We start from the raw sequence: 24,800 nt of genomic DNA, 5'->3' as shown, positions 1-24,800 counted from the left end.
GCCGGCGTCGGACGCGTCCCACTGCACCCCGGCATCGCGTTCGGTTGCGACATCGCGACCAGCCTGGAACCGGAGCGTGTCCGGAAGGCTTTTCCCGCGGAACTCACAGTGAAAGCCGGGTGCATTCGAGCACGATCTGTCTAAAGGCCGGACGGTAGGACCTGCAATGATCTATAGGCTTGCCTTCACGCTGCCGCTCGCCCCCGTCCTTGCCGGGCCTGTCGCGGCACAGACCGCGGACCGGCAGGCCCGGACCGCCCTGATACACGGCAACTACTGTGGCCCGGGCAACAACGCGCCTGCGGCACCGGTGGATGCCCTCGATGCGGCCTGCGCCCGACATGATGCATGCACACCTGACGGTAGTCTTGCGACCAAGGCCTGCAACCTTCGTCTCATGCATGAGGCGGAGGCTGTCGCGCGCAACCACCGGCAGCCAGACGACCTTCGGGCGATGGCCGGATTGGTGTCCGCCAGCGCGTCGTTGATGCTGTCGTCCCGGGAACCTGCGACCGAGACGGTGGCCACCCGAAGCCGTGGGGTGAAAGCCTGGGCTGCCTACACCCGCTAGAGCCGTTTCCGGCCTGATTGGATCAGTCCGGCATCTCTGACGCTTTGTTGTGACGCGCCCTCGCGCCGAACCGGAAACGAGCATGGCTTACCTTCGCTACGCACCCGACGTCGAGACGGTCGCCCTCGACGAGCAGAAGTCCATCGACGGCATCATCCAAGGGATGCTGCAGCAGTCGCAGGTGGTGGAGAAGCGCCAGCATCACGCGGTCCGGGCGAGCCATGCCAAGAGTTCGGCCTGCGTCGTCGGGGAGATGGTAGTCCCGGAGAACCTGCCGCCGGAACTCGCGCAGGGCCTTTTTGCCATGCCGGGCAAGCACGCGGTGGCGGTGCGCTTCGCGCAGGGGCCGGGGGAGATCCTGGGCGACAGGGTGTCGACCCATCGCGGCATGTCGATCAAGGTCTTCGGCGTACCAGGCGAGAGGCTGCCCGGCCACGACGTCGACACCCAGGACTTCGTGCTCGCAACCGGCACGACCTTCCCGTCGGGCACAGCGGCGGGCTTCCTGCGCGACGGCACGGTCATCGGCAAGTCGACCGGGTTGCCCGAGGGTGTGAAGAGCGCCGTCGCAGCAACGGCCCGCAACCTCAACAGGGTGCTGCACGCGTTCGGCACGGAAAGCGCCATGGCCGATTTCCTGGGCCATCCCTACAGCCACCCCCTGGCCGACAGCTACTTCAGCCAGGCGCCGATGCGGTTCGGCGATTACGTGGCCAAGCTCGGTGCGGTGCCCGCCTCGCCGGCACAACGGGACCTCGCCGCATGGCGCCTCGACCCACACGGCGACGAGGACGGTTTTCGTCACGCGGCGGCGGCGTTCTTCCGCGAGACCGACGTGGTCTTCGAGTTGAGGGCGCAGCTCTGGGCCGACCCCGAGCGCCAGCCCATCGAAGACGCGTCGGTCGATTGGCCGGTCGCGGTCAGCCCGTACCGTACAGTGGCGACGCTCCGCCTGCCCCGACAGGACGCCTATTCCCCCGAGCGGGTGCGCTACTTCGACGAGGTGATGACCTTCCGCCCCGCGCACAGCCTCGCGGCGCATCGGCCGCTCGGCTCGGTGATGCGGGCGCGCCTTCAGGTCTACCGGGCGCTGAGCGAGTTCCGGCACTGCGAGAACGGCGTGACCGCCGAGAACACCGCCTCGCCCGAGAGCATCCCGGCCTGAGGCCACTCCTTCCGACAATCACACAGAGAGGAATAACCCATGACCCTTCAGGGAAAGACCATCGCTATCCTGATCGCCCCTCGCGGGACGGAGGAGCCGGAGTTCACGAAGCCCCGCGAGGCACTGCTCGCGGCCGGCGCGACCGTCACGGTGGTCGGGCTTGAGGCCGGCGAGGCCGAGACGGTCAACAACGACCTCGACCCGGCCGGGAAGTATCCGGTCGACAAGGCCATCGACGGCGTGTCCGCTTCGGAATTCGACGGGCTCGTCATCCCCGGTGGCAGCGTCGGGGCCGACAAGCTCCGGGGCAGCGAGGCCGTGGTCGGCTTCGTCCGGGACTTTTTCCAGCAGGGCAAGCCGGTCGGCGTCATTTGCCATGGGCCCTGGACGCTGGTGGAGGCCGACGTCGTGAAGGGCCGCAAGCTCACCTCGTTCCCGACCGTGAAGACGGACATCCGCAACGCGGGCGGGGAATGGGTCGATGCGGAGGTGGTGGTCGACAGGGGCCTCGTCACCAGCCGCAACCCGAAGGACCTGCCGGCCTTCTGCGCCAAGATCATCGAGGAGTTCGCCGAAGGCCGACATCCGGAACAGGCCCGTAGCGCCTGACCTAAACGGCATCGTGCCGACAAAGGCATCAGGCCCTAGAGGCGGATCGCGAGGGCCGTGTCCGCTTCCGACAGTCGCGTCACCACATCCCTGCGTGAGCAGGGATGACGGTGGCCGGTCGAATTCCGGCCGCGGACGGTAGCTGGGCGGTGTGACACCCACACCCCTGTCATGATCGGATGCTCTCTGTAGAACGATTCCGATCAACGGGATTTACCTAGCTTGAACGACCATGCCGATGGCGCGACATACCGATGATAGAGTGTGTCAGCATATCGGCTCTTTCTTACGGTGCTGCTACGTCACTCATACTGTCGAGGCGGATGTTCGGTCTTGGCATGGTTCGCTATAGGACCATCCTCTTTTCTGTCAGGTTTGCTCCGAAAATTCTGGCCCGGATCATCGCGTCGCGCGGAAAGCACGAACATGGGAACGTCACCTGGATAGGGCGCAGAGCGAAACAGGTGCTGCCACGCGACGACCTCGGTGAATCCTTCCGCTTTTAGCAAGTCTTGGGCATCAACCTCGCGCAGGCCGGCATGGAACGGAAGCCGTGCGGCGAGATCCCCGGCATAGTCCGAGCGTTCCCCCGGCGCGACCGACCACATCCCATCGGACACGACGACACGGCCACCCGGGCGCAGGGTGCGACGGGCGACCTGTAGCGCCTCACCTGGTCGTTCGAGCGTCCAGAGCACGTTGCGGATCGTGACGATGTCGGCGCTTGCCGGTTCGAGCGGGGCGTCCGTGATGAGCGCCTGTACGAACTCGATATCGAGCCCTGCCTTGCCGGCGGCCGCGCATGCGACGGCAAGCATTCGTGCCGAGCCGTCATACGCCCGGACGCGATGGCCGAGGGAAGCCGCGGCGAGCGCGCACGCACCCGTTCCGGTCCCGAGGTCGACGACGTCCTTGGGTCCGTCGACGCAAAACGCCGCCGCAAGGACCTTCGTCCAGTCGTCCGGCGAGCGGACATGGGCTGCGGCGCCGTCGAAGCGGGGGGCGCGAGCGTCCCAGTAGGCGGTCACGCCGTCGGCGACCTCGGATGCACTCATGATCGTGGCACTCCCCGTCGTTCAGTCCAAGCGGTACTCGATGTGTGGCCGGCCGCTGAATGCCGAGGCGTGGACCTCGGCGCGCACACCGAAGACCTCCTGGATCAACGCGGCCGTCAGGACCGCCGCAGGCGGCCCGGAGCGAACCAAACGGCCTTCGTTCAGGACGGCGACCTCGTCGCAGAACAAGGCAGCCAGGTTCAGGTCATGCAGGGCGACGATACTGGTGATGCCCAGCCTGCGCACCAGCGACAGGACGTCGAGCTGATGGCGCACGTCGAGATGGTTAGTCGGCTCGTCGAGGATGAGCTCGCCGGGCTCCTGCGCGAGAGCCCGGGCGATCTGCGTCCGTTGGCGCTCGCCGCCCGACAGGGTCGCCCAGGGTTGGTTGCGTCGGAGGTCCATGCCGACCTGCGCGAGGGCCCGTTCAAACGCGGCCTCGTCGGCCTCCGTCCAGGGCGACAACGCCCCTCGGTACGGGGTCCGTCCCAGGCGCACGACGTCCTCGACCGTCACGTTCTCCTGCGTGCCGGCGTGTTGCTCGACGGATGCGATGCGCCGGGCAATGGCCCGGCGCGGGAGATCGCGGATGTTCCCACCATCGAGGGTCACAACGCCGCTTCCTACGTTCCGCAAGCCGCAGAGCAGGCGCAGGAGGCTCGACTTACCCGAACCGTTCGGACCGACGACGCCGAGCATCCGCCCCGGCGCCGCCGCCAGCGTCACGCCGTCTACGATCATCCTGCCGCCGGCATTCCAACGGACGTCCCGTGCCGCGATCGTCATGCCCGGCGCCGCGCGCGGGTAAGGATCAGGGCGAAGGCCGGCGCCCCGAACAGGGCCGTGACCACCCCGATCGGCAGGACCTGACGCGCGATCAGGGTGCGGGACAGGATGTCGGCGACCACCAGGAACGCCGCCCCGGTCACCAGAGCTGCCGGCAGAAGGCGGATATGGCGTGGACCGACGACGAGCCGGACGGCATGCGGGATCAGCAGGCCGACGAAGCCCACCGCACCCGCGATGCTGACCATGATGGCCGTCATCGCGGCCGTCGTCGCGAAGAGCACGAGGCGGGCCCGGGGAATGGACACGCCGAGCGAGGCCGCGGCATCCTCCCCGAAGGTGAAGGCGTCGAGGGTGCGGGCATGCGCAAGGCAGATCGCGAACCCCACGAGCGTCACCGGCGCCGCGAGCCAGACGTCCGGCCAGCGCACACCGCCGAGGCTTCCAAGGAGCCAGAACATCACGCCGCGTGCCTGCTCGGCGCTGGCGAAGGTCGTCACGATGGTAGCCGTCGCGGCGTTGAAGATCTGGGCGGCCGCGACCCCGGAGAGGATCACACGCTCGCTGGTGCCGCCGGAGCCGGCCGCAAGCAGGGCGACGGTCAGGATTGCCAGGACTGCGCCAAGGAGCGCGCCGCCCGAGATCCCAAGCGCCGCGCCGCCTAGGCCGAGCACCATCACCGCGACGGCGCCCGTGGAGGCCCCGGCCGAGATGCCGAGGAGGTAGGGTTCGGCGAGGGGGTTCCGGAGCAGGGCTTGCAGGATGACGCCGCAAACCGCGAGCGCTCCGCCGCAGGAGGCCGCGAACAGGGCGCGGCTGAGCCGGTAGTCGAGCAGCACGCCTTGTTGGATTGGGCTGACCGCATAGCCGAGATCGAGCGTCGCGTTACCGAGCGCCCGCATGACGACCGCCAGCGGGATCTGCATCTCGCCCACGGTCATCGCCAGGGCGACGGCCAGGCAGAGCATCGCCAGCGATGCGACTGCGGCGATGGACCAAGGTAGCCAAGCGGACCCAGTGACTACGACGGCCCTCACCGGGCAGGCCCGAGCGTACGAAACTCCCGCGCCAGCGAGACCATTCCATCGATGGTCCCGAGCCCCGGCCGCGTCGCAGCGGCATCCATGACGACGATGCGGTTCTCGCGAACTGCCGTCAGGCGCCGTGCGACCGGGTCGGTCCTGAGGAAGTCGAGTTTCACCGCAAGGTCGTCGGCCGGGAACAGGCGGCGGTCCATCTTTACGAGGACGATGACGGCGGGATCGGCGACCGCGATGCTCTCCCAGCTCACCTGGGGCCACTCCTCGTTCGTGGTGATCACGTTGCGTGCCCCGAGCTTGTCGAGGATGTAGGCCGGAACGCCCTTGGCCCCCGCTAGGAAGGCGTCGCCTTTGACGTCCCGGCTGGAGAACCACACGACGACCGGCATCCCGCGTACCGGGCTGTCGGCCATGGACGCGATGGCCGCGTCCTCGCGGGCCTTCAACTCGCTCGCCAGCGTCTCGGCTCGGGTCGAGACGTCGAAGATCCGTCCAAGCTCGCGGACGTTGCGGTAGACCAGGTCCATGCTGAAGGGCAGCGTGCGCACACCGTCGCCCGGAGCGGAGTTGTCCTTGCCTACGCAATCGGCCGGCGACACGTAGACGGGCACGCTTAGGTCAGTGAACTGCTCGCGCCGGGCCACGGCCCCGTGCGGGCCGATGTGCCATGCGAACATCGCCGTCACGAGGTCCGGCGTTTGATTAAGCACGGATTCGAAGCTCGGCGTGTTGTCGGCGAGCCGTGGCACCTGTGCGTTCGCCGCCTCGTAGGGCCTGGCGACGGGCCCGAACCAAACGGCGGTGCCGACGACGCGGTCCGCGAGACCGAGGGCGTACAGGATCTCCGTCTGCGTCTGGCCTACGGATACGACCCTCTTGGGCGCCCCCTTGAAGTTGATGTCCGTTCCACAGTTCTCAAGGGTGAAAGGGTAGCGCGTCGGCTCGGCTCGAACTGCGCCGGCCGATGCGAGCAGCACGGCCGCCCCGAACATGGCCAGCCCTGTACCGGCTCGGGACGTCATTGCGCTTTGGTCCATGGTGATTTGCGTTCCCGCCGGCGGCACGCGTTCGTCAGAACCGTGCCAGCAGTGAACCCGTGATCCGACGGGGCGAACCAGTATCGACGCGGAACTGGCTGACGGAGCCGACGTAGTAGGCGGTGTCAAAAACGTTCTCCACGTTGATGCCGAAGCGGAAGTTCTCGAACTTGTAGTAGGCGAGCGCGTCGGCGGCGACGTAGGTCGGCAGCTTAAAGCCGGAGTTGGATGCGTCGCCAGCCCGCTCCCCAGCCGCGCGTACGCCGCCGCCGATGCCGAGCCCGCGAAGGGGGCCGGCCTGGACCTCGTAGACCGCCAGCATGGTGCCGCTGTGCTCGGGGATGTTGAGCAGCGGGGCGCCGAGCGGGAGCACATTGTCCTTGGTGATGAACGCGTCCGTGAAGGCGTATCCGCCGATGATGCGAAGCTCCGGCGTGAGCTGGCCCGCAGCGGAGAACTCGAAGCCCTGACTGCGCACGCCCCCGGCCGCGATCTGGAAGCCGCTGTTGTTGGGATCGGCGGTGAGGACGTTCTGGCGGTCGATGCGGAAGGCCGCGCCGGTCAGCAGCAAGGCGCCGCCGTAGAGCTCGACCTTGACCCCGGCCTCGTAGCCGAGGCCCGTCTCCGGCTCGAACGGCCGCGACTGGGCCCCGAGGCTCGCGTCGGTGCCGATGTTGGGACGGAAGCTGGTGCTGACGTTGGCGTAGAGGGCGAGCTCGGGAAGGGGCTGATAGACGAGGCCCGCCCGCGGCGAGGCGGCGGCCCGGGTCTGCTCGCCGCTCGTGTTCCCGACGCGCTGCTTGAAGGATCGCTCGAACAGGTCGAAGCGCACGCCGGCGAGCGCCTTCCATTGCGGGGCGAGATCGACCAGGTCCTGGGCGTAGAAGCCGGTGTCCGTCACGCTTTCCAGGGTGTTGGAGGCGCGCGTGAGCGGCGGAAGGGGCTGACCGTAGCGAGGGCTGTAGATGTCTAACGCGTAGGGGAACGTGTTGAAGTTCGATCGCAGGTAGAGCTGCCGATTGTCGAAGTCCTCGCGGTCGAAGCCGAGGAGCAGGGTATGGCCGACGTCGCCGGTCCTGAACCGGCCGACGATCTCGGCTTGGCTGATGGCCGAGTCGTAGCTGTAGTCGCGAAAATTGCGGTCGCGGATGACGGTACGGTTGTTGGCCTGGAGGCCGCGACCCTCAGCGCTCTCGCCATTGAGGGTGCCGGTGTTGAACTGCGCCGCGAGCCGCATCTGCCAGTCCGCGTCGAAGCGGTGGTCGAGCCGAACCTGCAGAACCTCATCGGTCTGGCGGGTGGCCTGTCCGGGCTCGCCGAGGAAGCGGGAGATCGGCACGAACCCGAGCTGCTTGTTCACCGCGACCACGCCGCGGTCGACGATGACGTTGTTGCGGGTGACCGAGGCCTCGACCGTCAGCTTGGTGTCCGGCGTGACCTGCCAACTGAGGACGGGCGCGATGAATAGCCGATCGTCGCCGACGAAATCGCGGTAGCTGTTCTGGCTCCCGCCCGCGAGGTTGAAGCGGTAGAGCAGCGTCTTCTCGTCGTTCAGGGCACCGCCGGCATCGACGGTGCCGCGGAACTGCTCGAACGAGCCCCAGAGCCCGCCCATCTCGACGAAGCGGGTGGCGGTGGGCTGCTTGGTGATGATGTTGACGAGGCCACCGGGGTCGCTGCGACCGAACAGGGCGCCGCCCGCCCCCTTGAGTACCTCGATCCGCTCGATGTTCTGGGTGTCGATGAGCGGGGGCGGGCCGCCGCGGTTCGCCGCGAGGCCGTTGCGGTAGACCTCGGCCGTGGTCACGCCGCGGATGGCGTACGCGAATGTGCCGAGGCCACCGAAGTTGTTCGTTTGGGTCAGCCCCGGCACGTAGTCGAAGGCGCGGTCGACGCGGGTGGCGTTGATGTCGGTGATGAGCTCGCGCGGCACGACCGTGACCACCTGCGGGACGTCGAGCTGGCGCGTATTGGTCTTGGTGCTCGATACCGCACGGTCGGAGCGGAAGCCCGGTGTTGGTCCGATCAGGCTGATCGCATCGACGGAGCGACCGAGGACGTCCGGGCGGGCGGGTCCGCCCGCGTTCGCCTCGACCGAGAGCGTGTCCAGGGCGACCGCCGCGTCCTTGGCTTGCACCTCGGATGTCAGAAGGCCTGCCGCGAGGATCGTACTCCCACGAAGGAGGCGCGAGAGGCGGCGATGTCGCCGACGAGGAAACTGGAGAACGAAGACCATCGGGCGAGCCCCACCGCTTGCCGGGGCCGCATGTCGATGGAGCGCGCGTGCGCGATGAAGGTCTGATGGACCCGCGTCGAACGGCGACCCACCGGACACCCCGCCCGCGAGACCAAAACAACCGCCAAGGCAGGTCTCCTGGCTCACGGGTCGTCACCTCTGCCTGACCTTCCCAGCACTAGATGCCAGTGGTCATGTTCGGCAGCGGCTCACCGCTCACAGTTGCGGGGGCAGCTCCGGTCTCGCCCTTGCAGGCTTCACCGAATTCCCTCTTAGCTCACGATCACGGGACCGTGAGAACCTTGACAGCTCCACCGGCACTTTTTGAGACGACAAGTCAACGGAGTAGAAACCCACGCTTGGGGGCGCGACGTAGGTGAGCTGTTTGTGCCTGTGGATGTGTCTATTACGACACAACGGCAGCGGCACGATCCAGCTGTTCCGAAAGGGTGTTGCCACCTGCTCAATCCGACGATGAACGTCCGCTTAGAAAGAAGTGGGCCAGCGGATGTGTACGGTGAGTTTGGGTCGGTGGAGGGCCGCTTATCCGGCGGAACGTCTCCGAAGCGGACCGGCAGCTTTCGGCCACCTTCGGTCATCCGGAGGCGATTAAACCTCCGCCAAGCAGACCTTCCGAAACGCCGAGTATGGTCGCGGTAGACCCTACGATGGTGAGGCTTGGGCGAGGAGGACGGCTTTACCAATCAGGTCGGCACGCTCGCGGCGGGCGAACTCGACAAGCCGGCGCAGGGTAGTCTGCCAAAGCATGCTGCGGGGATCCCCGCCGCGGCGGTATCACGGTCGGGGAGGCGCGGGTTCGCCTCCAGAAGAGCGAAGGCGACAAGCTGGCGTTGCGCGGCTTGCCGGAGTGCTAGCTTGCAGTCGCCCTTCGTCATCCGCAGCACGTCGAACGGGCGCATCGTCAGCGCCTTGCTTCCGGCGGTGCGAGCCAGCGCAACGCCGTTTTGGCCGCTGCCACGGAAAAGGTCCGGCCCTGGCCGAGCCCGGCGCGCATAATTTCGTGCCGGATATTCGCTCGCAGGACGATGCGGCCAATATCGATGTCAGCGCCGACGAGTTCCGCCAAGTCGGCGGACTCGATCGCCAGGGCCGCGGCGATCTCCTCATTGCTGGCCCCGTATGCCGCAAGCGCCGTCGCACACCGCCTTCGCCGGCCCGCTTCTCCGCAAGGCAGCCGGCTGAGCACGTCGACCAGAGCAATGATCGAATCTGGACCAATTACAGGCCCCGATTTCCGCCCTGCGCCAGGGCGTCTTCCGCCGTGCTGACCGGCCATTTTTGCCTCCAACTTGAATTGCGAAATCGGCCTTGAGGAAATTAAATCTGCGAATGCGACCCAGTGCGGTCAGAAGCCCTCGCGGCCCGGACTTTTGCCTCCCCCCTCCCTTGGTAATCAGAGCGGGCGATCAAGCTGACACGGGCTCCAGCGTGGTCCGCATCATGTCGGCGGCTGCAGCGGCCCGCGCGTAGGCGTCAGGAGCGACACGACGGTCTCGGGGTGGGCTACCTCCCGGATCTTTGCGACGGGCGCTGTTGCCTCTCGCTGACACTCTGTGACGGCTCTCTGGTAGGCGGTGGCAGGGAGGTCGCCTTCAGCCTCGGCAGCCTTCACATCGATTGCCAGCATTGGCACGCGCTGGATGAGGCGGATCAGCAGCTCGGTGTTGGTGTCGTTCCTGGTCATGCCGCGACGGGCTCCAGGGCGACGCGAGTTGCGGCCGCCGCGGCGGCCGCATCGAGGTCGGCGTACTCGCCCAGGGGAGCGCCGCTTGGGCTGTAGGCGAAGCAGCCTGACCAACAGCGGACAACTCTCCCGATCAGGACGCCGGAGACGAACAGGTCCAGGGCCATGACGCGGCCTCCCACTACGCTACACGTGCAGCATTCTACCATGTAACTGTCAACAGTTCGTCACGTGTTCCCGTTATGGACTCGCGCGGCGTCGGGACTTTGCTTTGGTAATCCCGGGGCGACCAGATTATGCGCTGTGTAATTCCCCCTCTGATTGTCGGAGGATAGGCCAGGCTGATCCTCTGCCGGGTCGATCGCGACGGCCCCGCTACACCATCCCTCGCCGGACGGTCCCGACTGTCGTTGGGGAGATCCCGAGGCGACGGGCTATCTCACGGTCGCCGTGGCCTTCGGCGACAAGCGTCCGGATAGCTGCATGCCGATCAGCACGAGTTGGACGGGCCGGCTGTCCAGTTTGGACAGGGCTTGCAGGTTTGGGCTCTGAATTACCGAAGGTGGTTGCGTCCTGCTCCCGGAGGCGCTGGCCCATGCGCTCGATGTCGGCGCGGAGAGCGGCCACGACGGCGCGTTGATCGTCCCGGCTCTGCTCTAACTCTCCATCTGCCCAATGGCCGAGCCATGCCCCGCGGGCTCGCATGTCGTTGAGGGACCGGGCCGGCAGTGTATTCAGGATCTCCGCAACGAGCTGCTGGCGGGCCTCGGTGAAAAGGTACGGGTTGAAATAGTCGTCGACGACGTAGCGCTCATGGGTGAGGCGGTCGGCTGCCTCATACTCAGCCCAGGCCGACGCGACGGTCTCGGGCATGGGCCAAGCTTGCGAAGCCGCATGCCGCACGCTGAGGGGCATTGTAGCGCGCGAGGCGTGGGTGCCCCAACCGTCGAGGCTGGACCCGATTTCCGATCTGTCTCCCTGCCCCAGGAGCGACTCGAATGCTGCGCGAAGAGCGGCCTCCAACGGCGTATCCGTGAATACCGCGTCCTCGGATCCGTACCGTGCCAGGATGTCAGATGCCTCGACACGCCGACGGGCTTCGCGCTCGTTCCGTTCGGTCACCGCTTCAGGTCGGTTCATGAATTCGGCGAAGGCGTCGACCATCGACTGAGCGTCCGTCACCGGCTTTGGAGTGTCCAACTTGGACAGCGCTTGCTCGACGGTCAGGCCGGCCTTCTTGGCGATGGCTTTCATCCGCGCGGCGGCCGATGCCTTCTCGCCCGGGTTATCCGTACGGTCGTGAAGCGCGCGGACCTTCGCGAAGGTGTCCAAGCCGGCGGTCATTCAGGGATATCCGTTCGAGTTGATCAGGCGAATTACCCGCCCGCGAGGCGCGCTTGCGGATTGTTTCTCAGAAGGGTCCAAAACGGCCGCGGAGAGCTTGGTCGCTGGGGATCCGCTACTGCCGAGCCCGCCAACGCCGCCACGGGGCTGTTCTGGTCATGTACGGGGCATGCTATCCGCCGTCTCGAGCCCGTTTGTAGTCCGTGCCAGGATCGTTCGCCGTACTTGAGGGGCTGGCGTAGTCGCCCCGGTCGTCATCCTCGGGAGGCGGAGGAATGACCTGCCGAATTGCCGGGCCGGGTTGAGCCGGAGCGACCTCAATCAGATCGTCGCCATCCTCAATCGGCGGTGGCGGCGGGCGAAGGCGAGAGATGGCACGAGCGCTCACGGTCGGGGGCGCATGTGCGTCCTGAGTCTCATCCTGCTTCCGGTAGCCCTCTGTTGAGGTAGTACTGTGAGGTAGTACGGGGGTAGATATTTGCCCCTCAACAGGCAACGGATCTACCCCTATACGCGGACCGTTAGGGGGTAGAATTTTACCCCTCAAATCCGTCGAGCCAGATGAGAATGAGGAGTTAGGATTTATCCCTAAACTGGCGGCTTTCAGGGCCGTAATTCGCTCGATCCTATAGAGCGCGGATTTGGCGTGTCGTGCTTCGCGTTTGCGCTCGCTCTCGGCCTCCAACGCCGCGCACCGCTCGTCTCGGAATTGATACATCGTCCCTTGGCCACGCTGGCCCGGCAGGATGCGAACCCATCCCAAGTCGTCGCGCATGACGTCGCGGAAGCCGCGGATCTTGCCCTTCTGCGTCCGCGGCACCTCATCAATGAGAAGGTCGTGCGAGGCCTCAGCCCAGCCCGTGTCATCGTTCCTGCCCTGGGAGATCCGGAACGCGAGACGGAAGTGTGCGTCGCTGACGTCCTCGTCGCGGCACATGTTTTTGAGGATCCGGAATAGGTCCGTGATATCCTGGGAATTGGCGCGCTTACGCTTCGGCTGTCGATCGGACATGGCGGCGAGCCCCGGCCGATCAATGCAGCACGGTCAGAAACGGCGCGGCCGTGGCGAACTCGGCCATGAAGGCGACGGCGTAGGGACCATCCAGCCCACCGCTGGCAGCGCCGAATAGGTGCGCCTCGAACAGGTTGAGGGAGACACGCGCGGCGGGCCCGCCAATGAATGGCGCGGATCGCTGCAAGGCGGCTAGGAAGAAATACGGTCCGGCCCTCAGCCCCTCAACGATCTCCGCCAGCTGCGCCCGATCGTTGATCTGTGACCGCAAAAGCCATCGGGCTTCAGAAGCGCCGAGACGACGTTCCTCCGCGGGTGTGCCGCTGTCCCACACCAGTGCCGCCCGAACGGCCTTCGCGGCGGCGGTCCGGGACATGGGACGCGAGTCGATAGTGCCAGAGGCCGACATCAGCGGTCACCGTGATTGGCGTGAAGCAAGCGGATCGCGGACGTGACGGGCCCGCAGGCCTGCCACGGCTCGGGGTTGCTGAACAGGCGGCGTAGCGTATGAAGTAGGTAAGCCATTGATCGTCTCCGAAGGGCGTTGTTGGTGAGGCCGAGGGGCACTAGCCGGCGCTTCCTCGGCCGTTTTATTCCGACCGGCCGGTCTTTGATCGCTGCACAGCAGCAGCTAGATCCACGAGATACGAGCGTTCGGATTCTTCAGCCACGCGAGCGACGCGCAGAGCGTTCGCGGGCAATAGCGCTTCAACCTCTGCACGAAGCAGCCGGCGGAGAATGCCGGCCGGCAGCGCCTCAGCTTCTACGGTTTCGAGGATATGCGGAGCGCGTCGATCGCCGGCCTTCCGTGGCTTGCCTGGTAGGTCGTATGTCTCGATCTGGTCGAGGGTGATGCCGATCCGTTTGAAGGTCATCACCACATCCGGAAGAAGGTGACTCCGAAGCTCGCGCTCCAGTGCCACATCGATCAGCACGCCGGCGGGGTCGAAATCACCGACATAAAAGATGATGACCGGTTTCCCATCCCGACGGCCATTGATCATCTCAGCCGCTTCGTAAGCTAGAGTGATTGAAGAAAAGCCGCCGCAAGGATAGAGGCTGACGGCCAATTCCTCGCAGTCGTCCTGAATGGTTCCGGCGATCGAACGACTTTCGGTCCAAACCTCGCAATAGGCGTCGGCCTGCTGCCATAGATCGGAACGGTACAGACCGGCGACACGCCGCAGAAAATCACCGGACCCGCTAAACGTGTCGACGAAATATCCACGGCGCGTGGCGTCAGTAATCCAGGCGTAAGGTATCAAACCGGCCCGGCGCATTTTTACCATGCGCTTCTGCACCTGCTTGTACCCATCCTCCGATTTCTCAACGGGCTCCAGCAAGCGTGGGTCGGTCATGCGGTAGAATACATGCCGTACGGACTGCGGGTGATCGTCGGCGAGGACGTCGAGGATCTGTTGCTCAAGCTGCTCTACAGCGGCGGCAGTGCGGCGGCGCCGTTTTAGGGGGCCAGCCTCATAAAGCTGAGCGTCCATTACGCCGCGTTTCCCCGATCGGAGGTTGAGCGACGCCTTGAGGACTCTACCCACGCTGCGAGCGCAACTGGCTGATAGCGGACGGACCGCCCGAGCTTTACGAACTCGGGGCCGCCACCGACCACCCGCATTTTCTCAAGGTAACTGGACGTGACACTGAGCCGCTTGGCGGCCTCGTTTGTCGTTAAAAGATGTTCAATCACTCATCTCTCCACACGTTCGAATTAGCCGCAACGAGCGCCTAGCTGATCGTGGAGAGCTGAACCGCAATCGGCCTAGCAATCCAAAGGATCGGCTAGGCGGCCCAAGATCGGGCCCCGAAAGCGATTAACCATTACCGGAGCATCACACTCGGGCTGGCTCCAGAAAACTACGCGAAATCAGGTAACCGTCAAGCCGATTTCCGCGCGTCCGTGATCGAAATAATCTCGGCGGGCGGCCTGCTGTCGAGAGCTGCCGCGATGGTCCTGCCGATGCGCTCGGATGCTTGGCGCAGCGGATCCGCATGGAGATGCGCGTAGCGCGCGGTGGTGCTGGTGTTCGTGTGCCCGAGCAACTTCCCGACGATCGGTAAGCCCATGCCACCACCGGCGCCAACGCTGGCGAAGCTGTGTCGCAGGTCGTGAATCCTGAGACCGTCGAGACCAGCCGCGGCAGTGATCCGAGCCCAGGGCCGTTGTAGGTCGGCCCGAGGCTTCTCCGGATCTCCGCTGGCGATGACGAAGGTGCCTGCGTGGGGAAGCGCGGCCAGCACGTCCAGGGCGGGCGCGTTCAGCACCACCGTTTTCGCGCCAGTCTTTGACTTTGGCAAGAACAGGAACCCGCGCTCGAAATCGATTTCGCTCCAGCGTAGGTGCAGGATCTCCCGTAAGCGACAGCCGGTGAACAACAGCAACCGAATCGCACCGGTCACGTGCGGGCTGTAGACCTCGTGCCGGTTCTCGGGCTTCGGCGCGTGCTTCGTCTTCCCGGTGGGACTCGGATGCCAGGCGAGGCCCGTGGTTTCCGCCTGGCGCAGGACGTCGCCAAGGCGTTGAAGCTCCGCCGTGGTCAGGAAGCGTTCGCGCTTTTCCTCCCGGTAGCGCTCAAGTCCGAACACCGGGTTGGTGAAGCCTGCAGGGGTGAGCCGGCGGCGCAGTGCGAAATTGAAAACGGCCGATAGCATCGATACGAGGCGATTCGCGGTCGGCTGCTTGCCTGCCGCACCGAGGCTCACGTGAATCGCGTCGATATCGCCGGGGGTGACGAGCGTCAGCTTTTTGGTGCCGATCGCTGGTAGGACGTGCCGAACCAGATAGGAGCGATAGAGCACCTTCGTTTTGCCGGAGAACTTCTCGGCGACCTGCTCTGCCATCCATTTCTCGGCCACCGTTGCCACCGTGGGCGTACCGCGGTCCTGGCGCCGCTGTGCTGCCGGATCCTCACCGGTGCGGGCCTGAGCAAGCTTGTCCCGCGCGATCCGCCGAGCATCGTCCGGGGTGACGACGCCGTAGCGACCGATCGCGAGCCGGACGCTCCGGACAGTGCGACCTCCGGCGCCAGGCCGATATTCGACGATGAAGGTCTTCAGGCCTTCCGGTGATTTCGTCGAGGCCGGCGCAACGCGGATACCGAAGCCGGTCAGCTCCGCGTCATAGACGACATACGCTTTCTCCCCGGGCTCCAGGGCGTCGACGGTGCGTTTGCTGATCCGGATCTTCGCCACGTCGTGCCCTCGATTTTGAGCTTCCGCGACGGCACGGTGACGGCACCGTGCGCACCAACTGGCGGAAATTCAGAGCAACACCGTAGGACTGGAATTAGCTGAAAGGGAAGGGAACCAGCGGCTTATGCAAGCTCCAGGAAACACGGTACGATTGAGCAATTCACTTTTACACGGAGAGGGTCGGGGGTTCGAGTCCCTCACCGCCCACCAGCGTCACCGGGCTCCTGAGTGATCGCGGCCCCGGCTGAGGCCCCCACCCCCGATCGACCGAGCCGCTCGGACGACCGCGGCAGCGTCGATGTGCGGGAACATATGACCCAGACCGGGCAGCAACTCGAAGGTCGCCCCCGGGATCATCCGGGCGGCGGTGGCCCCGTGCAGGTATGGGGCCACCACGATGTCGGCGCCGCCGCAGAGGATGCGGGTGGGAACCCGCAGGCTCGGGTAGCGCATCACACTGCGTGTCAGGGCCGGCCAGAGCCAGCCGGCATCCTCGCCCTCGGCGGTGATCTGCGCGGCCCGACTGGCCAGCGCGAACGGAAAGTCGGTGCGGAACCGCTGTGGCATCGCCTGGGGCAGGAACATCGCGTGCCACAGCAGCGGCAGCAGGGCCGGATCGCTCGAGGCGCTCAGGGCCCGGGTGACGAAATCCCCGCCGAACGGCAGCGCCCGCGGTCCGAACAGAATCTGTTCGAGGCGCACCTCCGGGAAGCAGATTGGGGCCAGGGAGACGATGCCGGCGATCTCGTCCGGGTAGAGCATCCCGTAGGCGAGGGCGATTGCGCCACCGAACGAGTGGCCCAGGATCACCGGCCGCTTCAGGCCCAGCCGCTGCATCGCGTCCCGGATCTGCCTGGCCTGATCCCAGATGTCGGCGCCGGATCCGCGCGGGCGCAGGCTGAACCCATGGCCGGGGCGGTCGACGGCGACCACGCGGAAATGCTGGGCGAGTGCCGGCACCGGGCCGAGCCACTGGTCTTCCAGGCACATCAGCGTGCCGTGGATCACCACGAGGTCGGGGCCGCTGCCGATTTCGGCATACGCGATGGTTCGGTCGTCCGGGAGGCGCACGAACCGGCGTGGAACGATCCGGGGATCAGCCCGCTCGTCCGGCGACGGTAGGGCCGGGCCGGGGAGGGGGACCGCAGCCGGAGCCAATTACAGGTGCTTCCTGCGGCCGGGGGCCGATCCGAGCAGGGCCAGCGCCGCTACCGTGCCGACCCCGAGCAGACCGGCCGCCGTGGCCAGCGGGTGCAGGCTCGCCCGCGTGTAGGCACTCGTGCGCATCACGTAGACCGGTGGGTCGCCGCGCGTGAGGCCGGCCGAGACCGGCGCGTGCAGGGCGCCGGACGGGTCACGGGGCGGGATGCCGCGCTTCTGCATCGCGACGATCGTCGGGGCCATGTAATCGTAGGCGCCCGGGGCGAATTCCTTGCCGGCCACGAACGCCTTGCCGGCACCGCCGACGAAGATGTCGCGCTGCGGGTGCACGGCCGCATGCAGGATCGCGTTCGCGACCTCCTCGGGCGGGTAGATCGGCGGCGGCAGGCTCGGCTCCCGGTCCATGTAGTTGCGCGCGCGCTGGGGCAGGGGGGTGTCGATCGAGGCCGGCTTGATCAGCGTCACCGAGATCGGCGCGTCCTCGACCATGAGCTCCATGCGCAGGGCGTCGGTGAAGCCCTTCACGGCATGCTTGGAGGCCGCGTACATGCCCTGGAACGGGAAGGCGAGATCGGACGCGATGCTGCCGACGTTGATCAGTGCGCCGCCCTGCTTGTTCAGGTGCTCCACGGCGACCAGGGACCCGTAGACGGTGCCCCAGAGATTGGTCTGGATCAGGCGTTGATGGTCTTCGTCGCTGATCTCGCGAAGGCGGCCGTAGATCGACCCGCCCGCGACGTTCACCCAGGTGTCGAAGCCGCCGAACGTCGCGATCGCCTGATCGGCGATCGCCTGGACTTCGGCCCGGTTGCCGACATCGGCGACGACGTGGAGCGCCTTGCCGCCGACGCCCTCGATCTCCGCCTGGATCCGGGCCAAGGCCTCGCCGCTGCGGGCGGCCAGCACGACCCGGGCACCGCGCTCGGCCGCCATCCGGGCGGTCGCGAGGCCGATGCCGGACGATGCGCCGGTGATCACCACGACCTGCTCGCTGAGCGGCTTGTGCTTCATCGCTCTTCCCCACATCTGCGATCCGCGCGACCGGCCATGTAGCGCCGGCGCGGTCACGCGCATGAGGTTAGTCGCCCGGCGGTGCGTACGGTTCCGGCTTGGCCGGAGGTGATCGCGTCGCAGGCCTCGCCGTCGCCCGGTCGATTTGGTGCCGATCCTGCAGGGATCGCGTGCGGCGCTCCGGGGTAGTCCTCGGCGCGGGCATCCTTATCTCTCTCCGGACCATGACATCCTCAGCGACAGCCTGCCCGACCCCCGACGACGCGCAGCCGACTCCGCGCCGGATCCCCTCGGTGGAACGTCTGGTCGGCGGCGCCTCGGAGGAGCTGCTCGCCGCCTACGGGCGCACGGCCGTCACGGCGGGCGTGCGGGTCGTCCTCGCCGGGATCCGCGCGGAGGGAGGCGCCGTGCCGGACGAGGCGGCGATCCGTGAGGCGGTCGCGCGAAATCTTGCGGCCGAGCGGCGCGCTTCCCTGCGGCCGGTCTTCAACCTCACCGGCACGGTTCTGCACACCAATCTCGGCCGGGCGCTCCTGCCGCGCTCCGCCGCCGAGGCCGTGGCCGCCGTGATGGTACAGGCGAGCAACCTCGAATTCGATCTCGCCACCGGGGTCCGGGGCGAGCGCGACGACCACGTCGAGGATCTGATCTGCCGCTTGACCGGGGCCGAGGCCGCTGTGGTCGTCAACAACAACGCCGCCGCGGTCCTGCTGGTGCTGAACGCCTTGGCGATGCGCAAGGAGGTGGTGGTCTCGCGTGGCGAGTTGGTGGAGATCGGCGGCTCGTTCCGGGTGCCCGACGTGATGGTCCGTGCCGGGTGCCGCCTGCGCGAGGTCGGCACCACCAACCGGACCCATCTGAGCGACTTCGCCGAAGCCCTGGGCCCGCGCACCGGCTTGGTCATGAAGGTGCATCCGAGCAACTACGCGATCACCGGCTTCACCGCCGAGGCGGATCCGGTCGCGCTCCACGCCCTCTGCCGGGAACAGGGCGTGCCGCTGGCGGAGGATCTCGGCAGCGGCAGCCTCGTCGACCTCGCGGCCTACGGCCTGCCCCCCGAGCCCACCGTCCGGGCCGCGTTGGCGCGCGCCGACGTCGTGACCTTCAGCGGCGACAAGCTGCTCGGCGCCGTCCAATGCGGGATCGTGGCCGGACGGAAGGACCTGATCGCCCGGGTGCGCAAGAACCCGCTGAAGCGGGCGCTGCGGGTGGACAAGATGACCTACGCGGCCCTGGAGGCGGTCCTGCGGCTCTACCTGCATCCCGAGCGGCTGGCCGAGGAACTGCCGACCCTGCGGCTGCTCACCCGACCGCGCGCGGCGATCGACGCGCAGGCCCGGGCCCTCGCGCCGGCGGTTGCCGAGCGGCTGTCCGGCTGGGCCACGGTCTCGGTCGATGCGTGCATCAGCCAGATCGGGTCCGGAGCGCTGCCGGTGGAGACCTTGCCCAGCGCCGCCCTGGTGCTGGTGCCGGATGGTGCGGGCGGGCGCCGCGGCGCCGGAGGGCGCTGCAAGCGCCTCGCCGAGCGCCTGCGCGCCTTGCCGGTGCCGGTGATCGGCCGCATCAGCGGCGATGCCGTCGTGCTCGACCTGCGGACCCTCGAGGACGAGGCCGGGCTGCTGAACAGCCTATCGAACATGTCATCGTCAGGTGACGGAGCGTCGGGCGTCCGGAGTTGTTGAGAAACCGGGCGTGGAGCGGGAGCTTGCACGCACGCTGAGCGTGTTATGCTAGAAGGGCCAACCCGCGGTCGCGGTGCGAGACAAGCGGCACCCGGACCGCGATGGGCGAGCAACATGTCGTATTCTGTGGACACGATCGAGGCGGAGCAGGCAACAGATCCGCTCCTGCTCGATAACCAGCTTTGCTACGCGCTCTACGCGGCCGCGCACCGGATGACGAAGTCTTACCGGCCGCTTCTGGAGCGGCTCGGCCTGACCTATCCGCAATATCTCGTGCTGCTGGTTCTGTGGGAGCAGGACGGCGTGACGGTCTCGGAGATCGGCCGGCGGCTGCGGCTCGATTCCGGCACGCTGACGCCGGTTCTGAAACGCCTGGAGAGCGCGGGCTTCCTGGCCCGGACGCGGCGCCAATCCGACGAGCGCGAGGTCGAGATCGCCCTGACGCCCCGGGGCGCTGCGCTCCGTTCGGAGGCGGTCACGGTGCGCGAGAGCGTGATGTGTCAGCTGGACCTCAGCGAGCCCGAGATCCGCGCCTTGCGCAGGGATCTCGGCGCCCTGATCGAGCGTCTGAGCGTCAACGACTGACGCGCTCACCGGCGGAGGCGGTTGCCCAGCACGAAGCCGTAGAGACCCATCAGGATGATCCCGGCCGCGCCTTCGAGGCCGACGAGCAGGTTGGTCACCCGTCCGGTCGGCTTCAGGCCGATCTCCGGTGGGTTGGCCGTCATCATGTTGAGCGCGCTGTAGCTCATCAGATCGATTGGGTTGTAGGTCGGTCCCGCCTCGGGACCCTCCAGCACGATCAGGCCGCCGGTCAGGCCATAGAGGCCCGCAAATACGACGATCAGGAGCGCGAAGGCCCGGGCGATGCGCGACAGGCTCTCGCCGTAATCGCACAGCCACTCGACGAAGCGGTCGGCGGTCCAGCGGTAGCCGTGGCGCAGGATGCCAGCCCCGTCCCGCTCGGCCCAGGCGGCGCGTGCCTGTTGCCCGGCATGGACACGGCCCATGCGGCGACCGCGCTTGTAGGCCCAGCTGGCCGCATCGTGGCTGCCGATGCTCTTCCAGTTCTGCTCCAGGGCGAGGTAGCTCGCCTGCGCCAGCTCGTAGGCGCCCGCCACCTCCTCGCCGACGGCACCGCCGAGCTGCTCGACGCTCATCCGGGTGCCGTTGAGCCAAGCGCCCGCGAAGCGTGCGTGCCGCAGCCGGCAGGTGGCGAGGTTGAGCCGGACGAGATCGGTGTCCGAAAGGTCGGCGCCGGATAGGTCTGCGCCGTCCAGCTTCGCCCCGGTGAACTTGGCGCCGCGCAGGCGCGATCCCGCCAGCGTCGCCTTGGCCAGGCTGGCGCCCTCGAAATCCGCGTGGGTGAGGTTGGCGTCGGCGAGCTTGGCCTCGTCGAGCCGCGCGTTGCGGAACACCGTGTCGTCCGCGTCGGCGCCGGAAAAGTCGGCGCCCCAGAGGTCGGCATCCGTGAAGTTGGCCCCGTCGAGGAGTGCCCCCGACAGGTCCGCGAAGCGCATCGCCGCCTGTCCGAAGCGGGCATCCTCCAGCATGGCGGCGGACAGCTTGACCTGGCCCGCCACGATGCCGGCGAAATCCGCGCCCGAGAGGTCGGCCTCGGACAGGTCGGCCTCCTCCAGGATCGCCCCGACGAAGCGGGTCGACCGCCCGACCGCCCCGGTGAGGCTCGCCCGGCGCAGGTTCGCGCCGGACAGGTCGGCCTCCTCCATCCGGGCGCGGGACAAATCCGACCCCGCCAAGGACAGGCCGCCGGATTCAGGGTCGGCCCTTGCCGCATCCAGTTCGGTCAGCGCCCGCGCGCCCGCGTCGACATGCGCGAGATCGAGGCCCGGCTCGCGCACGGGCGTGCCGGAGGCGATCAGGTCCAGGAGACCGCGCAGGCGCGGCTCCACGTTTCGGGGCGTGACCTGATCCATCCCGGCTCTTTGCCGGAGAGAACGGCGGCGCGCCAGATCCCCGCGGGCTCAGGTCGTCGGCATCGCAGCGCTGACCCGCACCGTGATGGCCTTGGCGGCCGGCGTCTTGGACTGCTCGTCGTAATGCCATAGGGGCAACAGCACGTTCAGTTCTGGATAATAGCCGCCGCAATTCCCCTGGGGGATATCGTAGGCGATCACCCGCAGGCCGCCGACGCGGCGCTCGACCTGGTCGCCGGCCACCGCTTCGACATCGACGGAGCCGCCATCCTTCAGCCCAAGCCGGGCGATGTCGGCCCGGTTCATGAACAGGATGTCGCGGGTGCCCTTCACGCCGCGGAAGCGGTCGTCGTACCCGTAGACCGTGGTGTTGAACTGGTCGTTCGAGCGCAACGTGATCAGGTCGAGCACGTCGGGCCCATGCTTCGGCAGGTCGGGATCGGCCTCCAGCCCCGCGGGGACGACGAAATTCGCCTTGCCGGTCTCGGTCTCCCACTTCCGGTCGCGGGCGCCCAGCGGCTTGGTGATCCCGCCGGGCCGGAACATCTGCCCGTTCAAGTCGTGGAACACCTTGGGGTAGGTCGCCTCGATGGCGTCGCGCACCCGGCCGTAATCGGCGACCCACGCATCCCAGTCGATCCGCGGGTTCGGCGGCACCGTCGCCTTGGCGATCTCGGCGACGATCCAGGGCTCGGAGCGCACCTCCGGGCCGACCGGGTCAGACACGCCCCGGGAGCCGTGGAAGCGCGCGGTCGAATCCTCCATCGAGACCGCCTGTGGGCCGGTCGCCTGCTGGTCGATCTCGATGCGGCCGAGGCACGGGAGGATGTAGGCCACGTCCCCGTTCACCAGGTGCGAGCGGTTCAGCTTGGTCGAGATCTGAACGGTGAGGCGCTGTCGGCGCCAAGCAGGCTCCATCCGCCCGGTATCGGGGATCGCCCGCAGGAAGTTGCCGCCGAGGCTGACGAAGGCTCGGACGCTGCCGTCCAGGATGCCCTCGCAGGTCTCGACGGTGTTCAGGCCCTTCTCCCGCGGGGGCTCGAAGTCGTACAGCTCTTTGAGCCTGTCGAGCGGCGCCAGCTCCGGCTTCTCGGTAATGCCGACCGTGCGCTGGCCCTGCACGTTCGAGTGGCCGCGCACCGGGCAGATCCCGGCCCCGGGCTTGCCGATATTGCCGCGCAGGAGCAGCAGGTTCACCAGCATCCGCACCGTCTCGGTGCCCTTGCGGTGCTGGGTCAGCCCCATCCCGTAGATGCCGATCACCGCCTTGGCGCGGGCGTAGGCCCCGGCCGCGGCTTCGAGGGCTGGGCGCGTGAGACCGGAGCGACGCTCGATCGCGGCCCAATCCTCCCGATCGCAGAACGCCACGAACTCCGCGAAGCCGTGGGTGTGCTCGGCGATGAAGGCGTGGTCGAGAATGGCGGGTCGGCCCGATGCGGTGGCCTCCCGGTCCATCGCGAGCAGGGACTTGCACAGGCCGGTCAGCGCCGCGAGGTCGCCCCCGGCCTTCACCTGGTGATACTGCGTCGAGATCTTGGTCGCCGAGCGCGTCAGCATCTCCACCGGCGATTGCGGGTTGGTGAAGCGCTCGAGCCCGCGCTCGCGCAGCGGGTTGAAGGTGATGATCTGCGCGCCCCGACGCCGGGCTTCCTGGAGCGGGTGGAGCATCCGGGGCGCGTTCGAGCCGACATTCTGGCCGAAGAAGAAGATCAGGTCGGTGGACTCGAAATCCTCCAGCAGCACCGTGCCGACTGGCGCGCCGATCGATTGCGGTAGCGCCACCGAGGTCGGCTCGTGGCACATGTTGGACGAGTCGGGCAGGTTGTTGTTGCCGTAGAGCCGGGCGAACAGCGCCCACATGTAGCTCGTTTCGAGCGAGGCCCGCCCGGAGGCGTAGAACACCGCCGATTTCGGATCCTCGTCGCGCAGCGCCTTCAGCTCCCGTCCGATCTCCGCGAAGGCCTCCGTCCACGGGACGGGCCGGTACCGGTCGGTCTCGGGATCGTAGCGCATCGGATGGGTGAGGCGGCCCTGCTCCTCCAGGGCATAGTCGCTCCAGCCGGACAACTCGGTGACGGTGTGGTCGGCGAAGAAGTCCGGGGTCGCCCGGCGGCGGGTCTGTTCCCAGGCCGTCGCCTTGGCGCCGTTCTCGCAATACTCGAAGGCCAGGGGCTTGGCCGGCTTCGCCCAGGCACAGGACGTGCACATGTAGCCGTCCGGCTTGTTGTGCTTGAGCAGCATCGCCGAGCCGGTGACCGGTACGCCCTCGCGGGTCAGGATCTCCACGAGGGAGCGGGCGGAGCCCCAGCCGCCTGCCGGGCCGTCGTAGGGTTCGATCCGTACGTCGCCGGTGTTCTGGTCGGTCATGCCGTCCTCCTCCCGGCACGACAGCGTCCGGACCGAGGGGAACGCGCGAGGATGCGGGTCGGATCACGGGCGCGTCACCGCGGCGTCGATCGGCTTCCGTCCCGGGTCCCGCGGCGCTACCCTGGGCCGGCGAAAGACTCGTCCCAGGAGAATTTGATGGCCAGCGTCGACGTTGAGATGGTGAAATGCGCCTGTCAGGACTGCGTGTGCGTGGTCCAATTGACCAAGGCGGTGTCGCGGGACGGCAAGGCCTATTGCTGTGACGAGTGCGCCGACGGCCACAAGGATCACGCCGGCTGCGAGCATGCCGGCTGCGCCTGCCACGGCTGAGCCGCTCGCCTCCGCGCGGACGGGACCACCGCCGCGCAACGCTTCGGGGCGCGGTCCCTAATCCGATGCGCCCGCTGTCCGCCGAACCGGTATCCGCTCCGGCGGACAGAGATCCACCCCGTCAGGAGACGGCCGCGAGCTTGTCGGCCATGGACTGCTCCTTGTCCCGGCGGGTCGAGAAGATCAGCGTGAAGAAGGTCCGCTCGACGCCGAGTTCGGCGAGCCTGGCCTCGCAGCGTTCCGCCAGCGCGCAGACCTCCGATAGCTCGGCTTCGATATTGGTGCCGTTGGGGTGCATCGTGGCGGTCAGGCCGCTCGCCTCGATGATCGCCTTGATCTCACGCACGTAAGGCGAGACCGACGGACCGACGCCCATCGGCACGATGCACAGGTCGGCGGATACCTTCATGGCGATGCTTTCCAAAGGTCGGGGCTCTCCGGATCGCGGGACGCGGCCGGGTGGCGGGCGCGTACGATATCACGAAGACGGCGCCCGACCGGGCGGACGATGCGGCCAGGCCGCCACGCCGTATCCCGGGGCGGCGTAAGCG

25 protein-coding genes and 1 riboswitch are annotated in these 24,800 nt (G+C 67.4%); of the genes, 7 read left to right on the top strand and 18 right to left on the bottom strand.

What is annotated here, in order from left to right:
* Nucleotides 1-166: 166 nt before the first annotated feature.
* The 3 genes from FVA80_RS31345 (at nucleotide 167) to FVA80_RS18415 (ending at nucleotide 2,345) form a co-directional block, all read left to right on the top strand.
* Nucleotides 167-571: a hypothetical protein gene (locus tag FVA80_RS31345; protein WP_246692015.1), complete on the top strand. Its 405-nt coding sequence runs from the start codon at nucleotides 167-169 to the stop codon at nucleotides 569-571.
* Nucleotides 572-653: 82 nt separating this feature from the next.
* Nucleotides 654-1,736 (top strand): catalase family protein, encoded by a 1,083-nt coding sequence (locus tag FVA80_RS18420; RefSeq protein ID WP_147907144.1) that lies wholly within the window; start codon nucleotides 654-656, stop codon nucleotides 1,734-1,736.
* A gap of 39 nt (nucleotides 1,737-1,775) precedes the next feature.
* Nucleotides 1,776-2,345, top strand: a complete 570-nt coding sequence (locus FVA80_RS18415) for a type 1 glutamine amidotransferase domain-containing protein (RefSeq protein WP_147907145.1) — start codon at nucleotides 1,776-1,778, stop codon at nucleotides 2,343-2,345.
* Nucleotides 2,346-2,647: 302 nt separating this feature from the next.
* Here the strand turns inward: FVA80_RS18415 and FVA80_RS18410 are convergent, their stop codons facing one another.
* From FVA80_RS18410 to FVA80_RS18375, 9 genes are all read right to left on the bottom strand, one after another.
* A complete protein-coding gene (locus FVA80_RS18410; RefSeq protein ID WP_147907146.1) occupies nucleotides 2,648-3,400 on the bottom strand; it encodes a class I SAM-dependent methyltransferase in 753 nt (250 codons plus the stop codon).
* 21 nt (nucleotides 3,401-3,421) lie between these two features.
* The gene (locus tag FVA80_RS18405) at nucleotides 3,422-4,186 is read right to left on the bottom strand and encodes an ABC transporter ATP-binding protein (RefSeq protein ID WP_147907147.1); all 765 of its coding nucleotides are present in this window, start codon (nucleotides 4,184-4,186) and stop codon (nucleotides 3,422-3,424) included.
* Nucleotides 4,183-5,154: an iron chelate uptake ABC transporter family permease subunit gene (locus FVA80_RS18400; protein ID WP_187193407.1), complete on the bottom strand. Its 972-nt coding sequence runs from the start codon at nucleotides 5,152-5,154 to the stop codon at nucleotides 4,183-4,185. Before FVA80_RS18400 ends, FVA80_RS18405 begins: the two co-directional genes overlap by 4 nt.
* A 65-nt stretch (nucleotides 5,155-5,219) precedes the next feature.
* Nucleotides 5,220-6,248 carry an ABC transporter substrate-binding protein gene (locus FVA80_RS18395; RefSeq protein WP_147907149.1) on the bottom strand — a complete coding sequence of 343 codons (1,029 nt, stop codon included), beginning with the start codon at nucleotides 6,246-6,248 and terminating at the stop codon, nucleotides 5,220-5,222.
* Between the two features lie 49 nt (nucleotides 6,249-6,297).
* Complete coding sequence (locus FVA80_RS18390; protein WP_147907150.1) at nucleotides 6,298-8,499, bottom strand: TonB-dependent siderophore receptor; 2,202 nt, start codon at nucleotides 8,497-8,499, stop codon at nucleotides 6,298-6,300.
* A gap of 110 nt (nucleotides 8,500-8,609) precedes the next feature.
* Nucleotides 8,610-8,819, bottom strand: a riboswitch (cobalamin riboswitch).
* A 602-nt stretch (nucleotides 8,820-9,421) separates the two neighbouring features.
* Complete coding sequence (locus FVA80_RS18385) at nucleotides 9,422-9,796, bottom strand: hypothetical protein (RefSeq protein ID WP_147907151.1); 375 nt, start codon at nucleotides 9,794-9,796, stop codon at nucleotides 9,422-9,424.
* Between the two features lie 162 nt (nucleotides 9,797-9,958).
* Nucleotides 9,959-10,204, bottom strand: a complete 246-nt coding sequence (locus tag FVA80_RS18380; RefSeq protein ID WP_147907152.1) for a hypothetical protein — start codon at nucleotides 10,202-10,204, stop codon at nucleotides 9,959-9,961.
* Complete coding sequence (locus FVA80_RS30600) at nucleotides 10,201-10,371, bottom strand: hypothetical protein (protein ID WP_187193403.1); 171 nt, start codon at nucleotides 10,369-10,371, stop codon at nucleotides 10,201-10,203. Before FVA80_RS30600 ends, FVA80_RS18380 begins: the two co-directional genes overlap by 4 nt.
* Nucleotides 10,372-10,579: 208 nt before the next feature.
* A complete protein-coding gene (locus tag FVA80_RS18375) occupies nucleotides 10,580-11,548 on the bottom strand; it encodes a hypothetical protein (protein ID WP_147907153.1) in 969 nt (322 codons plus the stop codon).
* A gap of 724 nt (nucleotides 11,549-12,272) precedes the next feature.
* On the opposite strand from FVA80_RS18375, the gene FVA80_RS18370 reads away from it, so the two are divergent.
* Entirely contained in the window at nucleotides 12,273-12,506 is a 234-nt protein-coding gene (locus tag FVA80_RS18370; protein ID WP_147907154.1) for a hypothetical protein, read from the top strand.
* Between the two features lie 73 nt (nucleotides 12,507-12,579).
* On the opposite strand, the gene FVA80_RS18365 is transcribed toward FVA80_RS18370, so the two are convergent.
* The 6 genes from FVA80_RS18365 to FVA80_RS18340 all read right to left on the bottom strand — a co-directional run bounded on the left by FVA80_RS18365 (nucleotide 12,580) and on the right by FVA80_RS18340 (nucleotide 17,933).
* A complete protein-coding gene (locus FVA80_RS18365; RefSeq protein ID WP_147907155.1) occupies nucleotides 12,580-12,936 on the bottom strand; it encodes a hypothetical protein in 357 nt (118 codons plus the stop codon).
* A 214-nt stretch (nucleotides 12,937-13,150) separates the two neighbouring features.
* Nucleotides 13,151-14,056: a hypothetical protein gene (locus FVA80_RS18360; RefSeq protein ID WP_147907156.1), complete on the bottom strand. Its 906-nt coding sequence runs from the start codon at nucleotides 14,054-14,056 to the stop codon at nucleotides 13,151-13,153.
* Nucleotides 14,056-14,187: a hypothetical protein gene (locus FVA80_RS31340; RefSeq protein WP_246692431.1), complete on the bottom strand. Its 132-nt coding sequence runs from the start codon at nucleotides 14,185-14,187 to the stop codon at nucleotides 14,056-14,058. The genes FVA80_RS18360 and FVA80_RS31340 overlap by 1 nt, the downstream gene beginning before the upstream one ends.
* A 260-nt stretch (nucleotides 14,188-14,447) precedes the next feature.
* Nucleotides 14,448-15,761 carry a site-specific integrase gene (locus FVA80_RS18350; protein ID WP_147907158.1) on the bottom strand — a complete coding sequence of 438 codons (1,314 nt, stop codon included), beginning with the start codon at nucleotides 15,759-15,761 and terminating at the stop codon, nucleotides 14,448-14,450.
* A gap of 213 nt (nucleotides 15,762-15,974) precedes the next feature.
* Complete coding sequence (locus tag FVA80_RS18345; RefSeq protein WP_147907159.1) at nucleotides 15,975-16,919, bottom strand: alpha/beta hydrolase; 945 nt, start codon at nucleotides 16,917-16,919, stop codon at nucleotides 15,975-15,977.
* Nucleotides 16,920-17,933 (bottom strand): SDR family oxidoreductase, encoded by a 1,014-nt coding sequence (locus FVA80_RS18340; RefSeq protein WP_147907160.1) that lies wholly within the window; start codon nucleotides 17,931-17,933, stop codon nucleotides 16,920-16,922.
* 224 nt (nucleotides 17,934-18,157) lie between these two features.
* On the opposite strand from FVA80_RS18340, the gene selA reads away from it, so the two are divergent.
* Nucleotides 18,158-19,615 (top strand): L-seryl-tRNA(Sec) selenium transferase, encoded by a 1,458-nt coding sequence (gene selA / locus FVA80_RS18335; RefSeq protein ID WP_147907161.1) that lies wholly within the window; start codon nucleotides 18,158-18,160, stop codon nucleotides 19,613-19,615.
* Between the two features lie 114 nt (nucleotides 19,616-19,729).
* Nucleotides 19,730-20,200 (top strand): MarR family transcriptional regulator, encoded by a 471-nt coding sequence (locus FVA80_RS18330; RefSeq protein WP_147907162.1) that lies wholly within the window; start codon nucleotides 19,730-19,732, stop codon nucleotides 20,198-20,200.
* Between the two features lie 5 nt (nucleotides 20,201-20,205).
* Here the strand turns inward: FVA80_RS18330 and FVA80_RS18325 are convergent, their stop codons facing one another.
* Complete coding sequence (locus FVA80_RS18325; protein WP_147907163.1) at nucleotides 20,206-21,552, bottom strand: pentapeptide repeat-containing protein; 1,347 nt, start codon at nucleotides 21,550-21,552, stop codon at nucleotides 20,206-20,208.
* 48 nt (nucleotides 21,553-21,600) lie between these two features.
* Nucleotides 21,601-23,919: an FdhF/YdeP family oxidoreductase gene (locus tag FVA80_RS18320; RefSeq protein ID WP_147907164.1), complete on the bottom strand. Its 2,319-nt coding sequence runs from the start codon at nucleotides 23,917-23,919 to the stop codon at nucleotides 21,601-21,603.
* A gap of 156 nt (nucleotides 23,920-24,075) precedes the next feature.
* Between FVA80_RS18320 and FVA80_RS18315 the strand changes: the two genes are divergently transcribed.
* The gene (locus FVA80_RS18315) at nucleotides 24,076-24,249 is read left to right on the top strand and encodes a metallothionein (protein ID WP_147907165.1); all 174 of its coding nucleotides are present in this window, start codon (nucleotides 24,076-24,078) and stop codon (nucleotides 24,247-24,249) included.
* Nucleotides 24,250-24,370: 121 nt separating this feature from the next.
* Here FVA80_RS18315 and FVA80_RS18310 read toward each other — a convergent pair whose 3' ends face one another.
* Nucleotides 24,371-24,658, bottom strand: coding sequence for an MTH1187 family thiamine-binding protein (locus FVA80_RS18310; protein ID WP_092043425.1), 288 nt, complete (start codon nucleotides 24,656-24,658; stop codon nucleotides 24,371-24,373).
* Nucleotides 24,659-24,800 lie beyond the last annotated feature (142 nt).

The organism is Methylobacterium sp. WL1 (genome assembly GCF_008000895.1).
GTDB lineage: Bacteria > Pseudomonadota > Alphaproteobacteria > Rhizobiales > Beijerinckiaceae > Methylobacterium.
Note: the sequence above shows the minus strand (reverse complement) of the source record. Positions and strands in the feature narration are given on the sequence as shown.